The following is a 15,634-nucleotide window of genomic DNA, read 5'->3' on the forward strand; positions in this document are numbered from 1 at the left end:
AACTAATAGATACGATACATAATTATTTTTATAATAAAAATGGAGAAATATTCTTTGATATAAACTATGCCGATGTTTATCAAATCAGACAACAAATAAGAGAAACAAAAGATAGACTTAATGACATTAAGATTATGATCAATGCACCAAATCCTTTTGAGAATACATATGAGGATATGAATATGGAAGTCTGTCATTTTAATGAAATAGATGGTTTTGCTTTAAGTTACAACTTTAATAGTCTATATAAACTAGATGAAATGAGTCATTATGATATTATAAAAATCACAAACGAATATACAGAAAAACTCATTCAAAATATGTCATATTTAAAATCATTTAATAAAGAAGTTATACCTTTAGAATGGAATATTTTAAATGGTGATACATACACAAGTAGTGACTTTTATTTTAATGTTTCAATAATGTTGAAACATTTATTAAATATTACTAATTATATTTCCGGTATAGGGTTCTGGTTAATGGAAGAATCATCAGCTAAATATGCATCAATAGAGCAACCACTTTCTTTATATTTAAAATATCATTGCAAAAGTCCAACAAATTACTTATTAACTATATTGAGCCATTTTAACGAACAACACTTTTATGAAGGACCGAATTACGTTAAATTTGAAATACATAACAAAATCTTTTTCTTATTGTACAATTATGAGCTCTATCATCCTCATGATATAAATTACCAAAATAATATAAGTGTTATTTTGTCTTATAGAGATGTCCCTTTCGAGAAATTTAGAGTTACTAAGATTACTTTTGATCAAGATAACGGTAATATATTTAAAGCAATAAGGAAATTAGACCACAATCATGGTAATTTAGATTATTTGAACACCGTTTTGTTAGATAGATATTGCTCACCCGACATAGAAATGGCAGACTACAATAGTAATAATATAGACGAAACATATTATATAAAAACAAATGGTATCAAATTGTTAATTGTTCAAAATCAAGGATAATTAACAATATAAAAAAAGTAGAAATTCTTCTTGGAAGAATTTCTACTTTTTTATTAATCTAATTCTAAGTTAGAACGGTAATTATCTACTACTTCTTTTTTACTAGAATCACTAGGTACGAAGTAATATAATCCGTCATCTAAAATTGTATCTTGGCCTTCTAATTGGTTTCTATCTACATTATCTAATGCATCACTATATTTAGATCTTAAGCTGTTGATTTGAGAAATCTTTAAATCTGTTTGAACATTATCACCTAATGTATCAAAGATCTGATTGATTTTTGGTAATGAACCAACACTAACTAATTCATTTGCTAAAGCTTGAATAACAAGTTGTTGACGTTCTTGTCTTCCAAAGTCACCACCAGCACCATCTTCTTTTCTACTTCTAATAAATGCTAATGCTTCTTTTCCATCTAGTTTATATTTTTGACCTTTAACATATGAATTTCCTTTAACTGTAAATGTCGCATTACTTGTAACAGTTACGCCACCAGCTTGATCGACTAATTCTTCAACACCATCCATATTAATTGATGCATAATGGTCAACTGGTACATTCATAAGTTTCTCTAATGAGTTAATAGCCATTTTCGGACCACCATATGCATACGCATGGTTAATCTTTTCAACAGAATCTTGACCAACTATTTCTGCTCTTGTATCTCGTGGAATACTTACCATAACAGTCTTTTTCTTATCAGGGTTAATTGATAATAAAACGATTGAATCTGATCTTTCCCCGCCACCTTGAGCTGCTCTTGTAGAATCTGAATCTACTCCGAATAAAGCAATGGATATTGGATCTCCATTTACATCCACAGCTTTCTTTCTTAACTCTGATTTATCTCTGTCTAATGGATTATGTATTGAATTACCTAATGCAAAAAATTTATATACAAAAAATGCCAAAGCAATTAAGAACAGAAGTAATAAAATAATGACGATTGTCGTTACTATTTTAAACGCTGCAGACTTTGGTTTTTTCGTCGAACGCTCATATTGATTTGCCACGTGTGCTCAGTCCATTCTATTTTTTTCTTTATTATACATTTATTTTTCAATCTTTGCCAATATCAAATTAATTATGTGCACAATTTAAATGCAAATCCAAAAGATTGTAAATTTATACTAAATCAACCCACTTATTTCTGGAAAATATATACATTCTATGATAAAGTATTCTTGTAAATCTACAACGTTACTTGTTTTAAATTTTTTAGACATATTAAACGGGAAAGAGGATGAGATTCGGCGATCTCATCCTCTCTTTTTACGTCTTTTTTTACTAGTTTTAGATTTAATGACTTTAGTCGTTATTTGATTATCGTCAGGATATCTGATTCTAACAATGTCTCCATAAAATAATCGCTGTTCTCCATATCTTTTACATAGAGATAAATCTGGATAAACTTCTTCTACTTTGGCAATATAATTATACGATTTATCCGTCTTCAAAACATCAATAAAATAACCTGGTTCAATACCTTTATTGGTTCCTGCATTAATAACAAATGTCGTATCATCTAAGATTCTTATAATTTCAACTTGTTTCATAATTCCACTCTAACTTTCTTTAATTCTAAAAAATATGAAATATTATGATAACCACTTAGTTGACTGTTTTTAAAGTTTCATAGAGTTGAAGAATATTTAATATGAGATTTCTTTCTTCCTTACGATCAATTTTTTTATTTTTTAATAATCTATTTATTGTTTTCTTTTTTACATTACATAATTTGGCAATAGATTTATTAGTTAAATTATACTCTTTTTTTAACGTTTTTTCAATATAGTACTTACTATATTTTAATGCATCTTTATTCTCACCAATTGAATCAAAGTAATTTAGTCTTTTATCAATCTCATTTCTTTGTTTGTCAGTTAGTACACCTTGATTGCCTTGTAACAATAATTCATACTTTTCTTTTGGTAGATTCAATAGTTTCCTTAATTGTTTATCACCTATCTCATATTTATTTGAGACATTTTGTATTCTTTCAGCATAATTTTTTTTATCTATTTTAGCCATCATATCACTTCCTTCTTTACTATTTTATATACCCCAAAACAGAAAAAATAAGCAATGATATCTATAACATGATATGTTGTAATTACACTAATATTAAGAAAGGTGCGGTTACATATGCATATATTATCGGATTCTGAAATTGAAAAGCAATACTTAATAGCAGATGCTATACGAGATACTCAGGACTTATTCCCGAAATTAGAACAAGGCCAAATTTTAGTTGAACATCGAACAGTTATGGAGCTTCCTGATACACATAACGCAATGCTTTATATGCCATGTTTAGATTTAAAAGAAAAGCTCGGAACAAATAAAATCATTTCTATTTTTCCAGATAATCCAAAATTAAATTTACCGACAACTCAAGGAAAAATTTTAATTACTGAATTAGAAACTGGTCAACATAAAGCATTAATTGATGCAAGTTACTTAACAAGGTTAAGAACTGGTGCTTTAAGTGGTATCGCAACTCATTACTTAAGTCGTAAAGATAGCCGAGTACTTGGTGTTATTGGTACTGGTGGAATGGCTTTTGAACAAGTTTTAGGAATACTTGAAGTAAGAAATATTGAGCACATATATCTATATAATAGAACAAATGAAAAAGCAGAAATTTTTAAAGAAAAACTAATCAAATTTGGAATTAATGCAGAAATCAATGTCGTTAAAGATGTCCAAGAATTAGTAAAGCAAAGCGACATTATAAACTGTGCAACACGTTCAAATGAATCGGTATTTGACGCTATAGATTTGAAACAAGGTGCACATATTAACGGTGTTGGTTCTTATCAACCTTCAATGCGTGAAATTGATATTAAAGCGATAGAACAGTCATCTAAAATAGTTTTTGATGATATAGATGGCGCAAAAACAGAAGCAGGAGAATTTATTCAAGCTGAAAAAGATGGTCTCTTTAGTTTTGATCATGCATACAGTGATTTACAACAACTAGCATTAGGCAACATAGATGGCCGAACTGATGAACATGAAATTACGATATTTAAATCAGTCGGTGCTGCCCATTTCGATTTAGCAGTTGGCGTTGGCGTATTTAAGAAGTTGCTGTCTTAGATTTTATAGATAAAGAATCCATATATTACTTTTATAAATTAGAAATTAAAAAGCGCCCACTCCGCAAGATAATATCAAACGGAATGGGCGCTTTTTTTGATGAAATTTTTATTCTAAATATAATTCAACTGCATCTCTTGTTTTACTCATTGTCACTACATGGTCGTCATAATTTCTAGATAGATAACTATAAAACAGTATATCTATTGTCATAAGCTGAGAAATAAGAGAACTTGTAGCTGCAAGCCTCAAACTCTTTTCTGAGCTTGCATCGTGTATTAAATAAAAGTCAGATGTTTTAGCTAATGTAGATTTTTCTGATTGTGTAAGCACAACAGTTTGTACGCCATATTTTTTAGCAACTTTAGCTAATGAAATGGTCTCTTTGTTCTCACCTGAATTTGAAATTCCAATTAATACACAGCTTTTACTATGTGAAGCGATAGCTGTGGCTAAAAAATGTGTATCTAGTGAATGGATAACTTGCTTACCTATTCTTGTGAATTTTTGGTATAAATCTTGTGCCACTAAACTAGAAGCACCTACGCCAAATACTATAATTGTATGTGTATTATATAATTGATCAACAATTTGATTAATACTTTCATTAGAAATATTTTTTTCTGTCATTTCAAGTGTATGTGAAGCTCTTGTGATCAACTTCTTACTTATTGAATCGACCGTTTCATCTTGTTTAATTTCTTGATAAATACTTTGTTCATGTTGAGGCAAGTATCTAGAAATTGCTAATTTCAAATCTGTGAAACCTTTAAAGTCCAATTTATGTGTACATCTAATAACGGAAGCTGCACTTGTATTTGTTAGTTTCCCTAGTTCTTTAGCACTTAAATTAATCGTCTTTTCAGGATGATTTATGAAATATTCAGCAATTCGTTTTTCATGTTTTGTTAAATGAGACATTTGTTCTTTTATAAATATGAGTAAATGTTGATGTTCCATATAAATTAGTCCTCTTCCAATTCTTGTGGTGCAGTCATTTCTTTATTTGTGCCAAATAAGAATGTTGCAACAAATCCTCCTAGATAAGCTGCTAATAATCCTGCAATATACCCTAAATACATATTATCAGAAATTAAAGGAATCAATGATACACCACTTGGTCCAATTGCTGTTGCACCAATCTGACCAATGCCACCGATGACAGCTCCACCTATACCGCCACCTATACAAGCAGTAATAAATGGTCTACCTAATGGTAACGTAACACCATAAATTAATGGTTCACCAATTCCTAAAATACCTACTGGTAAAGCACCTTTTAATAAATTAATAATTTTTTTATTTTTTCTACATTTAAACCATAATGCAAACGCAGCACCTACTTGTCCTGCACCTGCCATTGCTAATATTGGTAACAGATAAGTAGCTCCAGATTGATTAATCATTTCAATATGAATAGGTGTTAAGACTTGATGTAATCCAAACATTACAAGTGGTAAGAATGTTGCACCTAATACAAATCCACTAAATGCTCCACCTATATTAAGCACCCAATCAATAATACCTAACAAACCGTTAGAAATAAATCCAGCTATTGGCATGATTATGAAAATCGTAGCAAGACCCATTATAAATAGCGTAACAGTTGGTGTAACAATAATATCTACAGCACTTGGGACGATTTTGTGTAGTTTCTTTTCTATTATTGATAATATCCAAACAGCGATAATAACACCGATTACACCGCCTTGTCCTGCTGCTAATGGTTCACCGTTGAAAATGTTCTTTATCGGACTTTCTGGATCCATACCATTTAGCATTGTAGTACCACCGATTACACCACCAAGTCCAGGTGTAGCACCGAACTCTCTAGCTGCATTGATACCAACATAGATAACTAAGTATGCGAAAATACCATTTTTAATAATATCAAATACTAAAACAAATTGTTCCCATGAAGCACCATCTATTGTTCCTGCAGCTAACATGTTTGAAAGTACTGCTGCAATTCCGCCTATTAAACCTGCACCAACGAAAGCAGGTATTAATGGTACAAATATATTCGCGATAGATCTTAATACTTTTTTAAACGGCGTTTGATTCTTTTTATTTATATTTTGTTTAAATAAATCCGCTTCTTTTTCAACTTGTTCTTTATTTGATGCTTTATGTTTAATCTCTTCCCCTAAAGGTACCCCAATTATTGAACTCATTTCATTTGCTACTTTATTAACAGTTCCCGGTCCAATAACCACTTGAAGCATGTCATCTTCTACAACACCCATAACACCTTTAATATTCTTTAGTCCTTCAACATCTACTTTACTATAGTCAACGATATTCATTCTGACACGTGTCATACAATGAATAACTTTGTCTAAGTTATCTCTTCCACCGACTTCTTTCAATATGTCTTGTGCAATATCTCTTTCTTTTGACATAACCTACACACCCCTTTGTTTACGTATTTCTTACAAACCCCTTAGCTTGTGCTAATTTTTCAATTGCTTCGTCCTTAGTTATATGATGCATCCCCATCACAATAGCAACTTTCACTTGTTCTCCGCTATCTTGAAATAGTTTACTACTTTCTTCATCTGTACAATCTAATACTTCTTGGATCATATTAATTGCACGTTGTTTTAACTTCTTATTAGTTGGTTTTACATCAATCATTAAATTTTCATACACTTTTCCTATACCAACCATGGCACCAGTTGAAATCATGTTAAGAATCAATTTTTGTGCAGTTCCAGCTTTAAGTCTCGTAGACCCTGTTAATACTTCTGGACCAACATTTACTTGTACGGGGAAGTCAGCGTGTCTTCCTACTTCAGATTCTTTATTACATGTAACACAACCTGTAGGCACATTTATTTTTTGAGCATATTTTATTCCACCGATTACGTATGGTGTTCGCCCACTAGCAGCTATGCCAATTACTGTATCGTGCTCATTAATTTTTAAGTCTTTTAAATCTTGTTCTCCAAGACCCTCATCATCTTCTGCACCTTCAACAGCCACTGTCATCGCCTTTTGACCACCTGCAATTAAGCCAATTACAACATCAGGTGTCACTCCAAAAGTTGGTACACATTCTGCAGCATCTAGAACACCTAATCTTCCGCTTGTTCCAGCTCCCATATAAATTAATCTTCCACCATTGTTTAAGCTCTTTATAACTTGTGTTATAAGATTAGCTATAGCTGTATTTTCTTCTTTAATAAACTGGGCAACTTTTTGATCTTCATTGTTCATTACTTCAACGAATTGGGCTGGTGTTAAAGTATCTAACTTTGAAGAATGCTCGTTTCTTGTTTCTGTCGTTAAACGACTAATATCCATTTATTCTTCCCCCTCAACAAACTGAAATGCAGTTCCCGCATCAATCAAGTCTATGCATGCCAAATCTTGTTCGCATACATGACCAATAACATTTACTGCTTTATTACTATTTAAACTCTTATTCACAATTTGTAACTCATTCATATATCGACCATACTTTACATTATCTAAAGTAATGGCACCCCTTTTTCTTGCAACCGTGTTTTCAGGCATTACTTCATCTTTAAAAGTTTGCCTTGCTTCTTCCGCTCTAATCACATCTCTAGCTTTATCTTTCCTATTATGAAAAATTCTCCCAATAAAATAATCTAAATGCTTTGTTTCGGATTGCACTTGAAGTGACACGATTCCTTTATTAAAGAAGGTGTTGAACTGATTAATTGTTGATTGATTGATATGCGTATCCCCTATACAAATATCATCTACACCTAGTGCTAATAATTCTTTAGCAGCAACTAGAGGATGGACTTTTCTATGGTCTTCTAATGTAGGTAAACCTTGATATACCGGACCTCTTAAAGTTGTTCCAGGAACAAATGCCATTACTGAAACATCTGGAAAAGATACCTTCAACTCTTCGTTTTTATTTATAAAGAATTGTTTATCCAAACCAGTTTCAGGACGAGGATAGTAATTATGTGCAACCATAATGCGAGTCATATCAACATTTTGAGATTGTAATTGATTAAGTAAATCAATAGCATCTGTACTAGCATTGCAGACAATTTTCACTTTATCTAATAAAGAAATAATATCCGAAAGTTCTAATGAAATATCTAATCTAATATAATCTATGCCTATTTCACTTAAAATTTCCGGTTCTTTATAAGACAAACCAAGATTGGAAAAAGCATGAGGACTTGCATCAGCTATAATTTCAGCTTTATTTCCTACAAGACGCTTCAATTCCTTTAACTTATCAAAATATTGACTTGAGTCCTCTTCAGGAATTTGAAGAGACGTAAACACATAACGAAAACCCTTATCTAGCATTGTTTCAATATAAGAACGATCAAAAGATTCACCTAAATATACTGAAAAACCTAACATATCAACACATCCTTTTTGGAATCGTTTATATTATCTCATTTTTGGAATTTAATTTCAATATTTATATAAATATTATCAGTAATCGGAACGATATTACAATTGAGCGTTTAAATAGGAATCTTAGATGCATAATTCTGAATTGTGCTTCTTAGACTGCGCTTACTAGCAGAATTCTGAATTGTGCTCCTTAGATTCTTCTTACTGGCAGAATTCTGAATTATGCTCCTTAGACTGTTCTTACTGGCAGAATTCTGAATTGTGCTCCTTAGATTGTTCTTACTGGCAGAATTACGAATTGTGCTCCTTAGACAGCACCTCTTTCGGACATTTCTCGGAATTTTGTCCCTTACAACACCTCTTTCGGACATTTCTCGGAATTGTGTCCCTTATTCCTTAATCTCTTAATCCCTTATTCTCTTAACCTATATTTGCCTCTCACTATAAAATAAAAAAACTTCCATCAGAATTATATCTAATGGAAGTTTTTTTATTTTCATATGATTATTTATCTTTATTAATCATACGTTCTATTAAGTGGTTAACTTGTTCGATATTCTTACTTTGTTGATTCAGTATGCTCATTATATTTTCATTGTCAGTTTCTGAATGTTGTTGTTCTTCTATTTTATTGTTGTACTGACTTAATGCTTTATATAACACTTCATCTTTTGAAGCTGAATCTATATTATCGTATAAGTCTTTAGTTTTTGGACTGACTTCAATTGTACTTACATTTTTGTTTTCTGTAGTTTGTTCAACGCTATTATTTTCACTTAGTGCGTGTCCTTCAATGTCTATTTTAGGTAAAATTGTGTTTAACCAGTTTGGTAAGTACCATGATGCTCTGCCAAATAATTTTGTTAGTGCTGGTATAATTGTCATTCTTACAACAAAGGCATCGAATAACACACCAAATGCTAATGCTATACCCATAGATTTAATCATTACATCATCTTGGAATACGAAACCTATAAATACACTGAACATAATTAATGCTGCTGCTACTATTACAGGTCCACTTTCTTTTAGTCCTACTTTAATAGATTTTGTATTGTTCATTGTACGTACATATTCTTCATGGATTCTAGACATTAAGAATACTTCATAGTCCATTGCCAAACCAAACAGCAACCCTATCGTGATTACGGGTAAGAATGCTAGCAACGGTCCTGTTGTATCTACTCCGAATAATCCACTCATAAATCCATCTTGCATAACAAGCGTCGTAAATCCTAACGTTGCAGCAAGTGATAATACGAATCCTAGTACTGCTTTAAGTGGAATGATGATAGATCTAAATACTACCATTAATAATACGAATGCTAATAATATAATTACACCAGCAAATAATGGTATTGCTTCGTTAAGTTTTTCTGACATGTCTATATTAATAACACTTTGTCCTGATATTTCAGTACTTAAGTCATACTTATCTTTAGAGTCTGAATTATAATCTCTCAAATCGTGTACTAGATCATATGTTGATTCTGCATTTGGTCCTTTTTCAGGAATTACTGTAACAAGTGCATAATCTTGATCTTTATTTAGTTGAGGTGGTGTAACTGTTTCAACATTTTTAATATCTTTAACATCTTTCATTAATCCTTGTAAATCTTTTTGTAACGCTTGTTGATCATCTTTTTTATCTGAAGTATCTACAAGCATTACGATTGGTCCATTGAAACCTTCTCCAAAATCATCAGAAATAATATCATATGCTTTTTTCTCAGTTGAAGTATCAGGTTCCATACCATTATCGGGTATACCTAATCTCATATGCGTAACTGGAAGTGCGGCTGCTAGTAATATTACTAGTCCAACGAGTATAGCAATCCACGGTTTCCCTACTACAAATTTAGACCACGGAGTATCTAAACTCTCATTAGAATGAATTTTACGTTTCTTTGGATGTATTTGTTTATGGAACACACTGATTACTGCTGGAAGTAATGTAATTGAACTTAATACTGCAAATACAACACTTAATGCAGATGCATATCCCATTATAGATAAGAAATCAATGCCGACTAATCCAAGTCCACATACCGCAATAACAACTGTTACCCCCGCAAAAATAACAGCACTACCTGCTGTTCCTAATGATAAGCCGATTGCTTTAACATGATTTTGCTCAGTTTTAATAATTTGTCTATATCTAAATAATATAAACAGTGCATAATCAATTCCTAATGCGAGTCCTATCATTACAGCTAGTGAAAGCGTAACGTTCGGAATATCAAATGAATATGTTAGTAACGCGATTGCCCCTATACTAGAACCTAATCCAACTAGTGCACTAATTATAGGCATTCCTGCAGCAATTAATGATCCGAATGTTACAAGTAATACTACGAAAGCAATAATAATACCAATTGCTTCAGAGCTACCTCCAATTTCAGTACTTGCGTTTAAAGCGTTACCTGTAAGTTCTGTCTGTATGCCTTCATCGTCTAAAGGTTTCATAGCATCTTTCACTTTATCTACAGAATCAGATTTTATAGATGTTTGAGAAACTTTATAATTGATATCTGCAAAAGCAGTTGTTTGATCTTTATTTATTTGTTTATTTTTATAAGGATCGGTAATTTCTTTTATATCATCATCTTTATCTTTAGCATCTTTTAACGCATCTTGAATTTCTTTCATTGCTTTTTTGTCTGTAATACCTTTTTTATCATCACTTTTAAAGACAACTCGTACATTTGCCTTTTCACTATCTTGATTAAATTCCTTTTCAATCTTATCGTTCGTATCGATTGACTTAATACCATTCATTGTAATGTCATTATCGAAAGTGGGTTTATTAATTGCTAATGGTGTGATAATGCCCGCCAAAACAACAACCCATATAATAATTGTTAACCATTTATGTTTAGCAATGGATGAACCTAATTTAAATAAAAAATTAGCCAAAATATTTCCTCCCTAAAATCTACTCTATAGTTTATGCATACAGTGTATACAACATAACGCTTATAGTATCATTTCAAGATGCTTCTAAAAAGAGATAAAATCCTAAATGTGTATACTTTGTCTACACTTTTTAAATAATGTAGAAAAGCCGTTTACTAAACGTTCACATTTAGGATTCTAATTTTTTATAATAATAATAGAATTAAGGCGATTATTGCAGGTCCACCTTGCTTTAATATAATGGATTTCGAACTTGTAAGACTGCCATATACTGCTGCTACAATAATGAATATTAACAATAAAGCTACAAATTCTTTCGGGTTTGATGATAAAAATGCCCCGTAAAACAAAGCTATAGCTAACAAGCCATTATATATACCTTGATTTTTCAGAAGGACTTGAATATTTTTATCTTTTAATACTTGTTGCTTTAAATTGAAAGTTTGTGATGTTTTTTTAGAATCTGTCGCAATAGTTTCTAAATACATAATATACAAATGTTCAATTACAACAATAACTACAAAAATAGTTGCTAGTATATGCATAACAAGTCTCCTTTAAAGAACAATTTGATTTTCTTTTTCATGTATCATTTCAATAATCTCGTTCTTCTCGTTCATAACAGCTACTTTTGGTGCATGCGTTTTTGCTTCTTCATCAGTAACTTGAACATAATTCATAATAATAACAATATCATCTACTTGAACTAATCTTGCTGCAGCACCATTTAAGCAAATTTTGCCACTGCCACGTTCACCTTCAATAACATAAGTTTCAAGGCGCGCACCATTATTGTTATTAACTATAGCTACTTTCTCATTTGGCAAAATATCTACTGCATCTAAAATATCTGCATCTATCGTAATGCTACCTACATAATTTAAATTGGCTTCAGTTACTCTAGCACGATGAATCTTCCCGTTCATCATAGTTCTAATCATCGTATTCATCTCCATATTTATATTTATATACTCGTTATTATCATACAATGATTTTATAATCCGTCAACTATTAAATCTTAATATTACTTTTTAGTGCCTATAGAACAAAATAGTGCGTACTTACCTTTCACTCTATATAGCATTATACTAATCTATACATTAATAAAAAGGAGTTTTGAATATGAATTACACAAAGTTTCATAATGGAAATAGTATGCCAAGCGTAGGTTTAGGTGTTTTTAGAGTAGAAAATAACGACGTAGCTAAAGATGCAGTCAAACACGCTATTCAATCTGGATATAGAAGTATCGACGCAGCATTTATATATGGAAATGAAGTAAAAGTCGGCGAAGGTATTGCTGAAGGTATAAAAGCAGCTAATATTACAAGAGAAGATTTATTTATCACATCTAAAATATGGATAGATGATTATGGAAAAGACAATGTACAAAAAGCATATGAAAAATCATTAAACTTACTAGGTCTAGATTATTTAGATTTATATTTAATGCATTGGCCAGGTACAGATTTAGATTTACTATTGAACACTTGGGAAGGTATGGAAAACTTATATAATCTACAATTAGTTAAAAATATTCGCGTAAGTAACTTCAATATCGATCACTTAGAAATTCTAATCAATCAAGCTAATGTTAAACCAGTATTGAACCAAGTAGAATTTCACCCATACTTAACACAAACAGAACTAAGAAACTATTTAAGCAAACACAATATAAAAATGGAATCATGGTCACCACTTATGAATGCAGAAATTCTACAAGACGAAACAGTAAATCGTATTGCTAAAGAAATAAATAAATCACCAGCACAAGTCATCATACGTTGGAACATCGACCATGACGTTATCACAATACCAAAATCAGTAACACCATCACGCATCGAAGAAAACTTCGAAGTCTTTAACTTCAGTTTAAACGATGATCAAATCAAGAGATTAGATGCACTTAACGAAAACAAACGCATAGGACCAAACCCAGCAGAATTTAACGGTTAAGTTATTGAAAAGCGTGAAACCTTGATTAAGACGATCATTAGTTGCACTTCTCTTACGTTGTGTGAGTATGGATAGCCTTGCTTGCACTTCTCTTATGTTATGTGAATATGGATGCCATCTCTGATAACTACTTTTATAGTAATCTTTTAAAATAATATAAGCTTTGACGATATAAGTGGCTGGGACAAATTAATTGTCCCAGCCTTTCATTGTTCGGTGTAGATTTTGAGGATGTCTTAGATTAACTATCTAATTAATCTACAACTTGGTTGAACTCTTCGATTAACACCATACTTAATCTACAACTTGGTTGAACTCTTCGATTAACTCCAAACTTAATCTACAACTTGGTTGAACTCTTCGATTAACACCAAACTTAATCTACAACTTGGTTGAACTCTTCGATTAACACCATACTTAATCTACAACTTGGTCAATCTCTTCGATTAACTGCTGACTTAATCTACAACTTGGTTGAACTCTTAGATTAACTTCCGAATTAATCTACAACTTAGCCAATCTCTTCGATTAACTTTCGAATTAATCTACAACTTGGCTGAACTCTTCGCTTAGCTCCATACTTAATCTACAACTCATCTCATTTTTTCAAAAAAACTTATTTATGTCCCCATTTCTTTTTCCATTTTTTTGATTTTTCTGTTATACACAAGCAAATTATAAATTTATTTGTATTATACAATTATTATTGCAATTTATTATTTTAATAAAATACATATGATTTTTTACTTATTATATTGCTTTACTAGTTAATAATTTGGTATTATTTAGGAGAAATATATTTTTCCCAATAAACCTTCAACAAATGCTTAAAATTTGGAAATACTTTATTTTAATCAATAAGCTAACAACAAAGATATATACATTTGGAAAAAATTAAATAACCAGGAGGATATTATGGAAAAGATTATGCATTACGAACTATTAAAAAAAGACATTTTCAACAACATCTTTGATAAAACACAACTAAAAAGAATGGACATTCTTACTGTATATTATATAGAACAAATGAATGAGGATGAAATATACGTTAGAAAGCTTCGAAAACTAATGTTTGAACCATCTTCTTCTGAACTAACTGGTGCAATTAAAACGCTCGAAGAATTAAATTACTTTAAAAAAGTAAGAGATCCTTTAGATGAACGTTCTATTATATTGAAAAATATTGATTATGAAGCAATTAATAATACATTACGTACTTGCAAAGAAATCACAATCGATCATTTACGTAAGGTCAATTCAGAAGATGACAAAACACTTTTATAAATATCAATGAAATAAGAAATAGATTTCAACAATAAATCTATTTAATTGAAAATAAACCTTTTCTTATATACGCTTTAATAGTAAACATTTTCTATTAGAGAGGAAGTTCAAATATGAAAGTAGCAATTATTGGCGCGAACGGAAATATTGGAAAACATCTCGGAAAAACGCTAGCTGAACGCGGTGATGAACCTATTGGATTTATACGTAAAGAGGAACAAGCTCCAGAACTCAATCAACTTGGCGTGAAAACGGAACTAGCAGATATTATAAAAACAGACGTATCAGAATACGCTTCTAAATTTCAAGGTATTGATGCATTAATATTTACTGCAGGTGCTGGTGGTGCTGGTGTCGAACTCACAAAAGCAGTTGATGGAGACGGCGTTACAAAAATGATTGAAGCTGCTGAACAAGCTGGTATCAAACGCTTTATACTCGTGTCTGCATTTCCAGATGCTGGTAGAGGTATGAATATATCTGAAAGCTTCGAATTCTATATGAAAATGAAAAGACAAGCCGATGTAGAATTAGCACAATCTGCATTAGACTGGACAATTCTTCGTCCAGGCACGCTTACTAACGATGAAGCAAATGGACAAATAACGCTTGGTTACGCAATCAGCTACGATGAAATCCCAAGAGATGATGTCGCAAATGTAATTGTAGAATTACTTAACCAACCAAACACTTCCCATAAAATATTAGAGCTTACAAAAGGTAAGACACCTATTCAACAAGCCGTAGAAAAATACAGCAATTAACACCAAAACACCACGAAGTAGGAATGTTCCTTCCTTCGCGGTGTTTTATTATTTTATTTTACTGTAAACCCAGTTTACTATTTCTTGAACATCGATATTCTCAAAATTTGTTACGTCTATTTTTTTATACTCACCTATATGAAATTCGTCATATTTTCTATTTTCGCAGCGTTCTTTAAATGTCGCCGATTGTAAAATTAAGCTAGACACATAAGAAAAGCCACTCGTGATACACTCAAAATGAATTTCCAACCAAAGAAATCATAGGAGTGA

Annotated in this window: 14 protein-coding genes and 1 pseudogene; 5 read left to right on the forward strand and 10 right to left on the reverse strand. The window is 31.4% G+C overall.

Going from position 1 to position 15,634, the window contains the following annotated elements:
• A pseudogene (locus CD129_RS07320) lies at positions 1–983 on the forward strand (AraC family transcriptional regulator); the annotation flags it as partial.
• Positions 984–1,036: 53 nt separating this feature from the next.
• Here CD129_RS07320 and CD129_RS07325 read toward each other — a convergent pair.
• The 3 genes from CD129_RS07325 to CD129_RS07335 all read right to left on the reverse strand — a co-directional run bounded on the left by CD129_RS07325 (position 1,037) and on the right by CD129_RS07335 (position 3,017).
• The gene (locus CD129_RS07325; RefSeq protein WP_078358075.1) at positions 1,037–1,999 is read right to left on the reverse strand and encodes an LCP family protein; all 963 of its coding nucleotides are present in this window, start codon (positions 1,997–1,999) and stop codon (positions 1,037–1,039) included.
• A gap of 246 nt (positions 2,000–2,245) precedes the next feature.
• Positions 2,246–2,542, reverse strand: coding sequence for a hypothetical protein (locus CD129_RS07330; RefSeq protein ID WP_078358074.1), 297 nt, complete (start codon positions 2,540–2,542; stop codon positions 2,246–2,248).
• 55 nt (positions 2,543–2,597) lie between these two features.
• Positions 2,598–3,017, reverse strand: coding sequence for an HTH domain-containing protein (locus tag CD129_RS07335; protein WP_078358073.1), 420 nt, complete (start codon positions 3,015–3,017; stop codon positions 2,598–2,600).
• 114 nt (positions 3,018–3,131) lie between these two features.
• Between CD129_RS07335 and CD129_RS07340 the strand changes: the two genes are divergently transcribed.
• Positions 3,132–4,088 (forward strand): ornithine cyclodeaminase family protein, encoded by a 957-nt coding sequence (locus tag CD129_RS07340; protein WP_107509451.1) that lies wholly within the window; start codon positions 3,132–3,134, stop codon positions 4,086–4,088.
• Between the two features lie 108 nt (positions 4,089–4,196).
• Here CD129_RS07340 and CD129_RS07345 read toward each other — a convergent pair whose 3' ends face one another.
• The 7 genes from CD129_RS07345 to panD all read right to left on the reverse strand — a co-directional run bounded on the left by CD129_RS07345 (position 4,197) and on the right by panD (position 12,298).
• Positions 4,197–5,048 carry a MurR/RpiR family transcriptional regulator gene (locus CD129_RS07345; protein ID WP_115337123.1) on the reverse strand — a complete coding sequence of 284 codons (852 nt, stop codon included), beginning with the start codon at positions 5,046–5,048 and terminating at the stop codon, positions 4,197–4,199.
• 5 nt (positions 5,049–5,053) lie between these two features.
• On the reverse strand, positions 5,054–6,490 hold the full coding sequence (locus CD129_RS07350) for a PTS transporter subunit EIIC (RefSeq protein WP_115337122.1): 1,437 nt from the start codon (positions 6,488–6,490) through the stop codon (positions 5,054–5,056).
• 19 nt (positions 6,491–6,509) lie between these two features.
• Positions 6,510–7,394 carry an N-acetylmuramic acid 6-phosphate etherase gene (gene murQ, locus CD129_RS07355; RefSeq protein ID WP_115337121.1) on the reverse strand — a complete coding sequence of 295 codons (885 nt, stop codon included), beginning with the start codon at positions 7,392–7,394 and terminating at the stop codon, positions 6,510–6,512.
• Entirely contained in the window at positions 7,395–8,444 is a 1,050-nt protein-coding gene (locus tag CD129_RS07360; RefSeq protein WP_115337120.1) for a MupG family TIM beta-alpha barrel fold protein, read from the reverse strand. It lies immediately after the preceding gene.
• Between the two features lie 501 nt (positions 8,445–8,945).
• Positions 8,946–11,357 carry an MMPL family transporter gene (locus CD129_RS07365; protein WP_115337119.1) on the reverse strand — a complete coding sequence of 804 codons (2,412 nt, stop codon included), beginning with the start codon at positions 11,355–11,357 and terminating at the stop codon, positions 8,946–8,948.
• Between the two features lie 185 nt (positions 11,358–11,542).
• Positions 11,543–11,902: a DUF1304 domain-containing protein gene (locus tag CD129_RS07370; RefSeq protein ID WP_115337118.1), complete on the reverse strand. Its 360-nt coding sequence runs from the start codon at positions 11,900–11,902 to the stop codon at positions 11,543–11,545.
• 12 nt (positions 11,903–11,914) lie between these two features.
• Positions 11,915–12,298, reverse strand: coding sequence for an aspartate 1-decarboxylase (panD, locus tag CD129_RS07375; RefSeq protein ID WP_078358065.1), 384 nt, complete (start codon positions 12,296–12,298; stop codon positions 11,915–11,917).
• A 181-nt stretch (positions 12,299–12,479) separates the two neighbouring features.
• On the opposite strand from panD, the gene CD129_RS07380 reads away from it, so the two are divergent.
• From CD129_RS07380 to CD129_RS07390, 3 genes are all read left to right on the forward strand, one after another.
• Positions 12,480–13,313 carry an aldo/keto reductase gene (locus tag CD129_RS07380; RefSeq protein WP_115337117.1) on the forward strand — a complete coding sequence of 278 codons (834 nt, stop codon included), beginning with the start codon at positions 12,480–12,482 and terminating at the stop codon, positions 13,311–13,313.
• A gap of 915 nt (positions 13,314–14,228) precedes the next feature.
• Positions 14,229–14,597 (forward strand): transcriptional regulator, SarA/Rot family, encoded by a 369-nt coding sequence (locus tag CD129_RS07385; RefSeq protein ID WP_115337116.1) that lies wholly within the window; start codon positions 14,229–14,231, stop codon positions 14,595–14,597.
• A gap of 113 nt (positions 14,598–14,710) precedes the next feature.
• Entirely contained in the window at positions 14,711–15,361 is a 651-nt protein-coding gene (locus CD129_RS07390) for an SDR family oxidoreductase (protein ID WP_115337115.1), read from the forward strand.
• Positions 15,362–15,634 lie beyond the last annotated feature (273 nt).

It is taken from the genome of Mammaliicoccus fleurettii (assembly GCF_003970575.1).
Classification (GTDB): domain Bacteria; phylum Bacillota; class Bacilli; order Staphylococcales; family Staphylococcaceae; genus Mammaliicoccus; species Mammaliicoccus fleurettii.

What these genes read in the sequence shown, in the direction of transcription:
- CD129_RS07350 (WP_115337122.1), bottom strand. Translation starts at nt 6,490, where the DNA reads ATGTCAAAAGAAAGAGATATTGCACAAGACATATTGAAAGAAGTCGGT.
- CD129_RS07340 (WP_107509451.1), top strand. Translation starts at nt 3,132, where the DNA reads ATGCATATATTATCGGATTCTGAAATTGAAAAGCAATACTTAATAGCA.
- CD129_RS07385 (WP_115337116.1), top strand. Translation starts at nt 14,229, where the DNA reads ATGGAAAAGATTATGCATTACGAACTATTAAAAAAAGACATTTTCAAC.
- CD129_RS07330 (WP_078358074.1), bottom strand. Translation starts at nt 2,542, where the DNA reads ATGAAACAAGTTGAAATTATAAGAATCTTAGATGATACGACATTTGTT.
- CD129_RS07370 (WP_115337118.1), bottom strand. Translation starts at nt 11,902, where the DNA reads ATGCATATACTAGCAACTATTTTTGTAGTTATTGTTGTAATTGAACAT.
- CD129_RS07335 (WP_078358073.1), bottom strand. Translation starts at nt 3,017, where the DNA reads ATGGCTAAAATAGATAAAAAAAATTATGCTGAAAGAATACAAAATGTC.
- CD129_RS07345 (WP_115337123.1), bottom strand. Translation starts at nt 5,048, where the DNA reads ATGGAACATCAACATTTACTCATATTTATAAAAGAACAAATGTCTCAT.
- CD129_RS07390 (WP_115337115.1), top strand. Translation starts at nt 14,711, where the DNA reads ATGAAAGTAGCAATTATTGGCGCGAACGGAAATATTGGAAAACATCTC.
- murQ (WP_115337121.1), bottom strand. Translation starts at nt 7,394, where the DNA reads ATGGATATTAGTCGTTTAACGACAGAAACAAGAAACGAGCATTCTTCA.
- panD (WP_078358065.1), bottom strand. Translation starts at nt 12,298, where the DNA reads ATGATTAGAACTATGATGAACGGGAAGATTCATCGTGCTAGAGTAACT.
- CD129_RS07360 (WP_115337120.1), bottom strand. Translation starts at nt 8,444, where the DNA reads ATGTTAGGTTTTTCAGTATATTTAGGTGAATCTTTTGATCGTTCTTAT.
- CD129_RS07380 (WP_115337117.1), top strand. Translation starts at nt 12,480, where the DNA reads ATGAATTACACAAAGTTTCATAATGGAAATAGTATGCCAAGCGTAGGT.